Annotated in this window: 13 protein-coding genes and 1 pseudogene; 3 read left to right on the top strand and 11 right to left on the bottom strand. The window is 69.7% G+C overall.

Annotated features, from left to right (window positions below):
• Nucleotides 1-520: IS3 family transposase (locus tag Ae505Ps2_RS32865; protein WP_212567727.1), on the bottom strand; the 520-nt coding region annotated here is incomplete at its 3' end.
• Nucleotides 517-804, bottom strand: a complete 288-nt coding sequence (locus Ae505Ps2_RS28940) for a transposase (RefSeq protein WP_075554354.1) — start codon at nucleotides 802-804, stop codon at nucleotides 517-519. The genes Ae505Ps2_RS32865 and Ae505Ps2_RS28940, both read right to left, overlap by 4 nt.
• Nucleotides 805-869: 65 nt before the next feature.
• Between Ae505Ps2_RS28940 and Ae505Ps2_RS28935 the strand changes: the two are divergent.
• Nucleotides 870-1,625: pseudogene (locus tag Ae505Ps2_RS28935) on the top strand (IS481 family transposase); the annotation flags it as partial.
• A 74-nt stretch (nucleotides 1,626-1,699) separates the two neighbouring features.
• On the opposite strand, the gene Ae505Ps2_RS28930 reads toward Ae505Ps2_RS28935, so the two are convergent.
• From Ae505Ps2_RS28930 to Ae505Ps2_RS28895, 8 genes are all read right to left on the bottom strand, one after another.
• Entirely contained in the window at nucleotides 1,700-2,698 is a 999-nt protein-coding gene (locus Ae505Ps2_RS28930; protein WP_075313131.1) for a hypothetical protein, read from the bottom strand.
• Between the two features lie 559 nt (nucleotides 2,699-3,257).
• Entirely contained in the window at nucleotides 3,258-3,716 is a 459-nt protein-coding gene (locus Ae505Ps2_RS28925; RefSeq protein ID WP_139320279.1) for a hypothetical protein, read from the bottom strand.
• Nucleotides 3,717-3,807: 91 nt separating this feature from the next.
• Nucleotides 3,808-4,845, bottom strand: coding sequence for a zeta toxin family protein (locus Ae505Ps2_RS28920; RefSeq protein ID WP_075313127.1), 1,038 nt, complete (start codon nucleotides 4,843-4,845; stop codon nucleotides 3,808-3,810).
• Nucleotides 4,842-5,162, bottom strand: coding sequence for a hypothetical protein (locus tag Ae505Ps2_RS28915; RefSeq protein ID WP_075313125.1), 321 nt, complete (start codon nucleotides 5,160-5,162; stop codon nucleotides 4,842-4,844). Before Ae505Ps2_RS28915 ends, Ae505Ps2_RS28920 begins: the two co-directional genes overlap by 4 nt.
• Nucleotides 5,163-5,230: 68 nt before the next feature.
• On the bottom strand, nucleotides 5,231-6,550 hold the full coding sequence (locus Ae505Ps2_RS28910; protein ID WP_075313123.1) for a hypothetical protein: 1,320 nt from the start codon (nucleotides 6,548-6,550) through the stop codon (nucleotides 5,231-5,233).
• A gap of 241 nt (nucleotides 6,551-6,791) precedes the next feature.
• Nucleotides 6,792-7,478 carry a DUF4352 domain-containing protein gene (locus tag Ae505Ps2_RS28905; RefSeq protein WP_075313121.1) on the bottom strand — a complete coding sequence of 229 codons (687 nt, stop codon included), beginning with the start codon at nucleotides 7,476-7,478 and terminating at the stop codon, nucleotides 6,792-6,794.
• A gap of 104 nt (nucleotides 7,479-7,582) precedes the next feature.
• Nucleotides 7,583-8,098 (bottom strand): hypothetical protein, encoded by a 516-nt coding sequence (locus tag Ae505Ps2_RS28900; RefSeq protein ID WP_075554352.1) that lies wholly within the window; start codon nucleotides 8,096-8,098, stop codon nucleotides 7,583-7,585.
• A 213-nt stretch (nucleotides 8,099-8,311) separates the two neighbouring features.
• Nucleotides 8,312-8,590: a hypothetical protein gene (locus tag Ae505Ps2_RS28895; protein WP_075313117.1), complete on the bottom strand. Its 279-nt coding sequence runs from the start codon at nucleotides 8,588-8,590 to the stop codon at nucleotides 8,312-8,314.
• A 195-nt stretch (nucleotides 8,591-8,785) separates the two neighbouring features.
• Here Ae505Ps2_RS28895 and Ae505Ps2_RS28890 point away from each other — a divergent pair, with 195 nt between their 5' ends.
• Nucleotides 8,786-9,130, top strand: coding sequence for a type II toxin-antitoxin system Phd/YefM family antitoxin (locus Ae505Ps2_RS28890; protein WP_075313115.1), 345 nt, complete (start codon nucleotides 8,786-8,788; stop codon nucleotides 9,128-9,130).
• Nucleotides 9,127-9,744, top strand: coding sequence for a Fic family protein (locus Ae505Ps2_RS28885; RefSeq protein WP_075334894.1), 618 nt, complete (start codon nucleotides 9,127-9,129; stop codon nucleotides 9,742-9,744). The genes Ae505Ps2_RS28890 and Ae505Ps2_RS28885 overlap by 4 nt, the downstream gene beginning before the upstream one ends.
• Before the next feature lie 159 nt (nucleotides 9,745-9,903).
• On the opposite strand, the gene Ae505Ps2_RS28880 is transcribed toward Ae505Ps2_RS28885, so the two are convergent.
• On the bottom strand, nucleotides 9,904-10,540 hold a 637-nt coding region (locus Ae505Ps2_RS28880; protein WP_084786544.1), incomplete at its 5' end, for a transposase family protein.

Below are 10,540 nucleotides of genomic sequence, written 5' to 3'. Positions count from 1 at the left end.
TGATCAGGTTGGTGCGCAGGTGGTCGGCCACGGCGTAGCCGACGACCTTGCGGGAGTGCAGGTCGATCACGGTGGCGAGGTAGGCCCAGCCGTCGACCGTCTGGATGTAGGTGATGTCGCCGCACCAGCGGGTGTCGGGAGCCTCGGCGGTGAAGTCACGCCCGATCAGGTCCGGGGCGTCGATCGGGCGTAGACCTGCGACGGTCGTCTTGCGCCAGGTGTGAGGGTGGCGGCCTTGCAGGCCGGCGGCGCGCATGAGCCGCCAGACCCGCTTGCGGGCGGTCCGGTGGCCGCGAGCGACCAGCTCGGCCCACACCCGGCGCACGCCGGGGTCACCGCGCAGGTCGTGGTGGATCTCTCGGATCGTGTCGGTGAGCTCGGCGTCGGTGCGTTCCCGCTGGCTGGGTCCGGTCTTGAGCCACCGGTAGTAGCCCTGTCGGGCCACGCCGAGCTGGGCGCACATGAACGTGACCGGATACTCGCCCTCGGTTGCCCAGTCCGCGATCGCCGCGTATTTCACGGCTGTTCTTTCGCGAACCAGGTCGCTACTTTTTTTGCGAAGTCCCGCTCCATTCGCAGGGTCGTGTTCTCCTTGCGGAGCCGTTCCAGCTCGGCCCGCTCCGGTTCGGACAGGTCCGTGTCCGGGACCTGCCCGGATTCGCGTGCTTTCTTCACCCACTTGCCTAACGTCATCTCGTGGACGCCGATACTCTTCGCTATCTCGGCGATTGTTCGGCCGGAATCGAGGACAAGACTGACGGCCTGGTCCTTATACTCCTGGGTGAAATGGCGGCGTGTCGCCACGCGATCCCCTCCGCTGCGATCAGCGGCAGTCTACGACCGGTGTCTACAAGATCGGGAACGGTCCACGCTGGCGGCACCGGCTGGGCCCGGTCCAGATCGCCGGGCGGCTCGGTATGGCCGCCTCGACCGTGCACGCGGTCCTGGTGCGCTGCCGGATCAACCGGCTCTCCCACATCGACCGGGTCACCGGCGAACCGCTGCGCCGCTACGAGCACCCCCATCCCGGCTCGCTGATCCACGTCGACGTCACCAAGTTCGCCAACATCCCCGACGGCGGGGGCTGGCGTTACCTGGGAAGACAGCAAGGCCTCCGCAACCAGGCGGCCACCGCACGACGCACCGGTCAACGAGGCAAGTACTACCGCCCGGCGATCGGGACCACCTACGTCCACACCGTGATCGATGACCACTCCCGCACCGCCTACGCCGAGATCTGCGCCGATGAGAAGGCGGCCACCGCGATCGGTGTCCTCGAACGCGCCGTGGCCTGGTTCGCCGAACGCGGCGTCACCGTCGAGCGGGTCCTGTCCGACAACGGTTCGGCTTACAAGTCCTACGCCTGGCGTGACGCCTGCGCCGAGCTGGGCATCACTCACAAGCGAACCCGCCCCTACCGCCCGCAGACCAACGGCAAGATCGAAAGGTTCCATCGGACCCTGGCCGACGGCTGGGCTTACGCCCGACTCCATGAGTCGACCCGCCAACGCAACGACGCCCTACCCGGCTGGATGCACTTCTACAATCATCACCGCGCTCACTCCGCCATCGGCGGCCAGCCACCGGTCACCAGGCTGACTAACCTCCCTGGACATCACAGTTAGGAGCGCTCGTTCGGGACCCCTCCCGAGCTCTGCTCGGGGCTGGAGGGTCCTGCTGTGGTCGGAGCGCGGCCAGCTCATCGGGTTCGTCTGGTCCTCGTCCCGGACCGGTGCGGGTTTCGGTGGGTATGGCTCGACGGGAGGTCGCGGGCCTCGCGCAGCTCGCGGAGGTGCTCGCTGAGCGCTTCCCTGGCGGCCATCCGCGCCCCTTGTCCCGCCGGCCGGTCCCGCAGAACCGGCGACAGCGGCGCAGGAGGGGTGGGCCCGCTGCCGGTGCTCGCGCGCATCCGGCCGATCTGTACGGCGCGGATCTCGCCGAGGCGTCCCTGCCAGGGGCGCAGGCGGGCGCCGATGACCCGCAGGGGGTCCCGGGCGCCGGTGGTGACTGGTCCACGCGGTCGGTCGGGGTGGTCGGGGTGGTGTTCGAGCGCGTGGCGCAGTCCGGCGACGGTCGCGCCGGCCTCCCACCACGGCTTGAGCAGCGACCGGGCACGCCAGATGTCGATCGTGCCCCGTTGTCGGCCTCCTAGGCCGAGAAGCATGAGCAGGGTGAGGGTGGCCTGGTTTCTGGCACCGGGGGTGTCGGGGACGTCGTAGGGGTGCCACTTGCCCGCTTGGGTGGTCACTGACCGTCCGCCGCCCGACAAGGGCTTAAGACTCACGTGAGAAGTGGGGAGGTCGCCACTTTTATCCACAGTGGTTTGAGCTGGGTGTTCGTGTGTGTGGTCGGTCGGGGTGGTGAGCTGGGGGAGGGGGCTGTGGGTGACCAGGGCGTAGGTCGGTGTGCGGCCGGTATCGGTGCCGAGGAACTCGGCGCTGGCCCCGGCTTCGACGACGACGAGCAGGCCGCGGTCGCGGGCCCAGGCCAGGACGCGGGACACGGTGCGGGCGGCGCGGCCGCCGGCGGCGCCGAGGCGGTCGGTGGTGAGCCCGGTGATCAGGCCGGTGTCCCAGTCCATGTGGCAGACCAGGCGGCGCAGGATCGCCGACCAGCTGGCGCGCTTGTCCGAGCGCCACTCCTCGTCGTCGACGAGGCGGGCGATGTAGTCGAGGGCCTCGGGCTGGGAGGTCAGCACCCGCCACTCGCGGTCGATGAAGTTGCGCCACCCGGGATGCGGAGTGAACCCGCGGGCGTGTCGGGCGCGAGCGCGGGTGACACCGCGGACGCGCGCCCTGGCGGTGGGAGGCCGGGCGCGGCTCGGGCGCCCGGGCCCGCTGGTCGGGCCTGACGTCGGGCGGGCGGCGCGGCCGCGAGGGGTGCGTCGGGCCTCGGTGGCGTAGCGGATGCCGAAGTCGCCGGCGGGTGGTTGCGCGCCGAGGGGGAGCTGATGGATCAGGCAGAGGTCGGAGGTGGGGCCGGAGGCCAGGGTGAACGCGCCGTGCTCGTAGCAGCGGATGCAGAACCCGGTCTCCGCCGCTGGTGAGCGGCGGTTTTCCGGGCACGACGAATTCGCCCCGTGTCTGTGGTGGTTGGCTCCCGGCCCAGGATGTATCCTGGACACGCGAAAGCGCCCCTTCTTCGCAGGTGGGGTAACGGCCCCGGTTCGCCGGGGCTACGGCATCAGGCGGGTGTAGGACCGGCTGACGCGAGAACGATCCGAGGCGGTCTCCTGGCAGGGAGGCCGCCTCGTTCTTCTAGGAGGCCTTGGTCAGAGGCTGCTCCGGGCGGTTGTACTGAACCGGGATCTGGCCCGGAATCTCGTTGCGGTAGCGCAGGCCCAGGTGGATCAGTGAGCCGGCGACGAGCGAGATGCTGCGGTCGCGTTCCCGGGCGATCTCGCGGACGACCTGGTCGTCGGTGAGAGGGATCCGGGCGGTGAAGTCTGTCGACTCGCTGGTGGGGACACGAAGAGGCAACTCGTCTGGGAGCTCGTCAACGTGCTGGAGCCCGATGTTGATGAGCTTCGCGGCAGTCTCGGAGACGTACCAGCCGAGGTTGGTGGCCAGCGTCTTGAGCGCAAGATCGTCGGCCAGCAGTACCCGTGGAAGAACCACTGCACGCGGGCCCTTCGACGGGCGCCCTGTTGGTCTTCTCGCCATGGCGATGATCCTGCCCGGTTTTCTGAAACCAGGACAGCGCGACACGCCCGCCATCTTTCAGAAATCCGCCGGAACGGCACCACATCAGGAACAGTGCCTGGCTCCTGGGGTGAGTCGCGAGGCCAGCGGCGGTAGCAACGCCCCGTCAGCGCGGACGCAGACGTCGCTGCTGCAGCCGGGTTTGCTCGTCGCTGGGCACCGTTCGTTGCTGCAGCTGCGTCACAGCGGCTGCCGGGTGCTCCATCTCCGGTGCCTGTCCACGCCGGCGCGCCGCGTCCCAGAGCCGGTATCTCGCCTGAGAGTCCTCGGTGGTTGCGAGCACCGTCTGCGCGAGCCGGTCGACATCCCGAAGCCACGGCTGCAGGTCCTCAGGCAGCGTTACTCGCAGGCGGTCTTGGACCCTCTGGAAGTTGCGGACCTCGTCTGCGCTGAGCGGCCGGTTGCGCTCAGCTTCAAGCGCTTCCGCGAACTGTGGAGGACCGGCCCACTCGCCTGTGCTGGCGAGGCGGTTGATGTACGCGGGGCCGGTTGTGTCGACCGTGCGCCGGTAGACCGCGACCAGGTCGGCCGCGCCGGATTCGTCGATCGCCGCGGCGACGTCGGCGATGCCGCGGTAGCTGCGCTCTGCGTTCGCGGGGACGGTCAGTCGTCCGGAGCCTCGGTCGTTGACCTGCTCCTGATAGCGGTGCAGGACGCCCTGCTGGCTCTGGCTCTCGTGGACGCCCAGAGCAATGACGGCAACCTGGTAGCCGGCGGCGCGGTAGTCGCGCAGGGTCCGCATGGACTCGGCAGGATCCTGCGCGGTCTCGTGGAAGATCGCGTGCAGCCGGCTCTCGCGCACGTAGTCCTGGGCTTTGCCCATCCAGGCTCGACCGTCGGCCCGGGTTGCGGCCGCCATCAGCTGATCGTCGGTCTTCATCAGGTGGGCGTACTGCGGGTGGAACGGCTTGTAGAGGTCGCTGTCGATTTCGACAGCACCACCGTCCGAGCGCAGGGCGTCGCGGATCTCGCCGGCGAACTTCGACTTCCCGGCACCCGGCTGAGCCATCAGCACGACCACGACCGGCCGGTCCTGACGCTGGTAGCCCGACAAGCGGGTCGGCCCGATCAGATCGCGGAAGATGCGCTCGTTGTCCGCCTCGCTGAGCCGATAGCGAGCGACGTCATCGCTACCGGAGCTCACCCCAGTTCGTCTCGCAGTTCGGCGAGGCGACGGCTGTAGCTGCCACGGACTGCTGCGAGCTCCCCGGGGTACTTCGGTGACAGAACGCGCTGCTGGTGCGCGCAGTCAGCGATGCGCGCCCGCAGGTCCTCGATCCGCTCGCGGTCGGGCGCCGGCTTCGTGCCTTCTCGCTCGAGCAGCGCGACGTAGCAGGCGAGGACCTCGTTGATCGCTTCCTGCGCGGCCTCGTAGCTGACCGCAGTGTCGCTGTTCCACTGCTGCGGCGGGAGGTCGGCAACCACGTCTTCCGGGGTGGTCGCCGTTCTCGAACTCACCATGGGCGGTCCTTCCCTCGCGGACCTCCAGTATATCTGCCGCACCTGTCATCCAAGGGCCACGCGAATGGTCACCCTGGGGCCCGGGAAGAGGACCGGGCCGAGGTGCGGTTGTGTGCCCGCCGGTCGGTGATCGTCAGGACAGCAGCGAAGGCGGCCTGGACGACGACGTAGCCGAGGACGAAGGGCAGCATGACCAGCGCGGGGTGTGTCGTTGCCGGGTCGGGCAGCGGGGTGAGCGAGGCGATGGCCACCACCAGGCCGCAGTTGAGCAGTGACAGGCGGGCGTAGCCGGTGCCGTCGCCGTCGGCCTGGCGTCGTGCGAGCTCGAAGACCACGACGAGCCGGAACAGCACTCCGACCATGAGCGCGGCGATGATCGGTGCGCCGACGGTGTAGCCGGGTCCGAGTACCCGTAGTACCGGCCAGCCCAGGGCCGCGCCCAGGGCGAGGAGGGGGACGAACAGCACCAGCATGCGGCGTCGTGTGCTGCGGGCGAGTTCGACGGCGCGGTGGGGCTCGCGTGCGGTCTGCACGGCGAGCGAGTTGGTGAAGAACACCGCGGCGGTGTCGATGACGACGGTGGCCTGCCAGGCGATGAAGAACACCGCGCCCATGGCGTTGCCCATCCGGAAGTTCGCCAGCAGCGGGATCTGGTTGTAGAGCAGTACCGCCCCGAGCTGGGCCACCGCGGTCGGGGCGAGGAACCCGGCCATCGTGGCCCGGCTGGGCAGGACACCGGGCCCGCCCGCGGCGGCGAATCTGCGGACCAGGAACCACAGCACGATCGTGCCGACCCCGATCCACACCACGACCGGGATCACCCAGGACAGCACCATGCCCTGCGATGCCAGGCCTGCCCCGAGCACTGCGAGCAGGCCGATCCGGGCCACGGCGAAGGTCCCGCTGCGCCAGACCGCCAGCCAGGGCCGGCCCGCGGCGACCATGACGAAGTCGTGCACGACGAACACGCCCCACCCGGCACAGCCCAGCACCAGCAGCAACAGGCCGAGCCCGAAGGGGCCCTCGCCGGCGGCGACCTGCGCCACCCGTGGGACGAGCAGCCCGTAGACCAGACCGGCCAGCCCGGACAACGGCATGATCAGCAACAGGCTGCCGAACACCAGCCGCACGGACTTGCGGCCCGCCCCGGGCAGCCACCTCATGATGCCGATGCCCAGGTTGAGCTGAGCCGCGCCGCCGATCAGCTGCATGGCCGAGACGAACTCCGTCGCCCGCCCGACCTGGTCCTGGGGCATCACCCACGCCGCGATCAGGAACCCCAGAAGGCCGGCGACGGAGTTGAACACCGAGGTGAGCGTCAGGGCCAGCGAGTCCCCCAGCTCACGGCGCCCCTGGCTGGTCGAAGAGACGGAGGTGGACGGAGGCATCGCCGCGACGCTACGGCAGCCCCACGCGAGCCCCTCGGGATCCGCCTGAGCCTGGAGATCTGGTCTCGCGGCGACGTCGAGACCCGTCGTCGAACAGCGCAGCCGGCTCGATGGCGTCGGGGCCTGCCGCGGAGATGACGAGGCCCCCGCCGCAGGGTTGCTGCAGCGGGGGCCTCGGTTGCGCGCCGTGTCGTTGTGCGTGACTACCCCGGCTTTCGGCGCGCAGCTCGGGGGAGGGAGGTCAGTTCGTCCAGGTGATCGGGTCGGAGAAGCTGAACGAGGGTGCGTACTTCACCGCGTTGACGTCGGTGGTCTGCTGGTCGCCGCAGATCATCCCCGAGGTGGTGCCGCCCGGGGCGAGCTGACCGGAGTTCAGCGCCTTCGCCCCGGCGTTGAACGGGATCGACGCGGACGCCTCGACCCCGGCCGGGGTGGTGAACTTCCAGTCGAACGGGTTGAACGACGCCGGGCTGGACCCGTTGTTCTTGTAGGTGACCGTCGAGCACGCCTGCGTCATGCCGAACTCGGTGACCTGCTCCGGAGCGGACGCCGAGATGACCAGGTCCCCGGAGGTGGCCTCCTGCCCGAACTTCACCGACTGGTCCCCGCTCGCGGGGGCACCGGCGGCGGCAGGGGCAGCGTTCGCATCTCCCGAGGCGGTGGCCGGGGCCTGCTCGTCGCCGCCACCGCCGGTGGCGATCGCGATGACGACGATCGCGACCAGGATCCCGAGGGTCACCTTGAGCCCGGTGCGCTTCTTCTTCGGCGCGGGCGGCGGGATCTGCGGGGCCTGGTTGTACTGCGGGTACTGGCCCTGCGGGGGCGGGTAGCCCTGCGGCGGGTACTGGCCGCCCTGCTGGGGCGGGTACTGGCCGTAGTAGGGCTGCTGCTGGGGGTGGCCCTGGTAGGGGCTCTGCGGCGTAGTCACGTACCGCTTATCGGCCGCGTCACCCTGTCATTAGCGCTCGGACCTGCGGATCATCAAGGTTGTTGAACTGCTCTTTACCCAGGCAACCCGCGGGGTTCACCTGTTCACCAGTAGGCGTAGTCGGCGATCCACCGCCGGGTTCGGACGACGGGACCGGAGTCGGAGCCGGTCCAGGGGCGAACGGCGAGATCGGTGGCGTCCACGAGGAACTCCCGCTCGTGGTGGAGGTATCCCAGGACTCGACTCGGTTCCACTACCGCGACCCACACCCGTCCTAAGCCGATCTCAGCGGGCACCTGCCGATGCTCGGCAAACCATCGGGCGATGGCCGGATTCGTGGTCCACGACATGCCCTGCCGCCGCTGAGGGACCGCCCCCCGGAACAGTCGGTGGCGCCGCCTCGGCCGCCGACCGGGCCTGCGCCCCTCCCGACCCCAACAGAAGTACCCAGCATGCTCGACCATGGCCTGCCAGGCCACGGGGCCGTGCAAGGGATCGCGATCAGAACGGAACCGCCAGATCGGCGGAAGCTCGACCGCCATCTCCGCCGGGGTAACGTCACCGGCGCAGAAGCGTTGGTAGAGGTTGATGGCGGCCGCGTCCCACTGGCTGACGCTCATGTCCGCCTCCTTCCGTCAACTGACGAAGAATTACTGACCAGCCCCGCCAAACCGTTCGCCCGAATTGCGCCGATCGGCCGCGAACCAGCCGGAACCGCCGCACGTCGTCAGAGTCATGCACCCGCTCCCCACCCGCGCCCACCGGGCCGCCAGCATCGCCGGTGTCCTCGCCGCCGTCGCACTGCTCACAGCGTGCCAGGAAGCGCAGGCCAGTCAGCCGCCGCGGCCGACGCTCCCGCCGCTACCCACCATGTCCTTGCCGCCCCCGCCGACCGTGCCCGGCACCCGGCCGAACACCGGCAACATCGTGCTGACCTGCACCCAGATCGCGTCGTCGAAGCAGTACCTCTGCACCCAGACCGGGACCGCCCCGGCACCGGTGACTCCACCGTCGACCGTGCCGCCGCCGGCATCCTCGCCGCCAGCCTCACCGACGGCTCCGAGGCCGACCGACGAGGGCAGCCCCGAGCCGACCACCCCGCCCCCGGCCACAGAGCCTCTCCCTACGACGCCCAGGCCGGCTGCTCCCGTCCCGACGACGCCGGATACGGGCAGCGTCGAGCCGACCACGGCAAGGTCCGTCGGCTGACAGCAGAGCGAGCCCGCCTGCGGCTCAGCCCCCGTGACCAGTAATCCACGACCAAGCATCGTCCGGTCGAGCTCCGTCTCGCGTACTCGAGTGTGTGCATGTTCGGGTACGCTAGCGGGGTGTGGGTGCCCGAGGTGTTGTCGTTTCGTGAGTTCCGTACGGCGTTGGCGGCGACGTTGAAGCGGGTGCAGGAGCCCGAGGCCGAGCCGGTGTTCGTCGGTGCTCATCGCAAGCCCGAGGCGGTGGTGATGTCGGTGGCCCGCTACGAACAGCTCATCGGGGCCGCGCAGCGACGCGCCGATGTCGACGAGGCCCTCGCATCGGTCCGCGCCGAGGGCCTGGAGCCCAGCGCGGAGGGCCTGGCTCTGCTCGACGGTGTCGCCGCCGGCTCGGTCAGCACCGGCGAGGCTCGTGAGCGTGTCCTGGCTCGATACCGCCGTTGACCGGCCCGGACCCCTACCTCGACCTCGACACCGGCGTTCTGCGGAACCGGCTGGGGATCACCGATCCGGCCGAGCTCGCCCAGGCCGAGGCCGAGCTCACCGCGCTACGCCTGATCGAGCTGCGCCAGCAGCCGCTACCCGGGCGCTACGACCTGGACCACCTACAGGACTTCCACCACCACATCTTCAGCGACCTCTACGACTGGGCCGGGCAGCTGCGCACCGTGTCCATCGGCAAGGGACAGCTGTTCTGCCTCCCTCAACACCTCGAGACCTTCGCCGCCGACATCTTCGGTCGGCTCCACTCCGAGCAGGTCCTGCGCGGGCGTGACCTTGACGGCTTCGTCACCGGCCTGGCCGAGCTGCTGGGCGACATCAACGCCCTGCACCCGTTCCGGGAGGGCAACGGGCGCACCCAGCGGGCGTTCCTGGCCCAGCTCGCCCACGACGCCGGCTACGAGCTGCGCTGGACCACGATGGACCCCGCCGAGAACAACCGAGCGTCCGCGCTCTCGCTGGCCGGCGACACCACCGCCCTGCACACCATGCTCGTCCGCCTCATCCGGCCACTCCGTCAGCTACCCCAGTCACGGCCGGCATCCACCGACAGCTGAGCAGCGCATACGCCTCGACCTCGGCCCGATTCTCGAGGGGCGTACCGCTTGTGCCGGGTCGGCAACGCGTTCTTGTCGGTTTCCGCTGCGCCTGGCTTAGAGGGCTGAAGAATTGTCGGTCCCTTATCGCACACTGAGGTGTTCTCAGTAGCGGGTTGATCATGTCGTGCGGTCGTACTCGGTGTGGAGTAGTACGAGCGCAGCTGCGGTGATCGCGCCGGTGCGCCAGGGACATAGCGTGACTCGCCGCAACGCGGCGAAGGTGGTCTTGAGCAGGGCGTTTCCGCGTTCGGCCAGAGCACGAAGGGCTGAGTGCAGGGTGTTGACGGTGCGCTGGTTGACCGTCTGCCCGCGGCCGGGGGCGAGTTTGATGGGCACGGTGAGCCGGTCGGCTTCGCCTTCGTAGCCGAGGTCGCCCAGCGCGGCGTGGGTGTCGTCGGTGAACGCGGCCAGGCCCTCGAGCAGCCCGGGGTGGGTACGGGCGCAGCGGGTGTCGTGCTCGCGGCCCGGCCGCACGTCGCTGGTCCATAGCGGCCATCCATCAGGTGCGGTGAGGACCTGGATGTTCCCGCCGTGGCGGCGGTGCTTGCCCGACCACCACAGGTCGACCCCGGGGGTGAGGCCGAGCGCGCGGCACCGGTCGGTGGCGATCAGGGTGCCGTCGAGATTCACGTGGGTGTGCCCGGCTGTGCGGGCGGCGAGCAGGGCTCCGTGCAGGCCGGGTGCGGCCGCGGCGAGGACGTCGATGCCTTCGTGCAGGTAACGGTAGGCCGTTGCAGTGCTGATCGCGTTGTCA

Source organism: Pseudonocardia sp. Ae505_Ps2, from assembly GCF_001932425.1.
Classification (GTDB): Bacteria; Actinomycetota; Actinomycetes; order Mycobacteriales; family Pseudonocardiaceae; genus Pseudonocardia.
The sequence above is the reverse complement of the archived record's forward strand: the minus strand, read 5'-3'. Positions and strand labels throughout refer to the sequence as shown.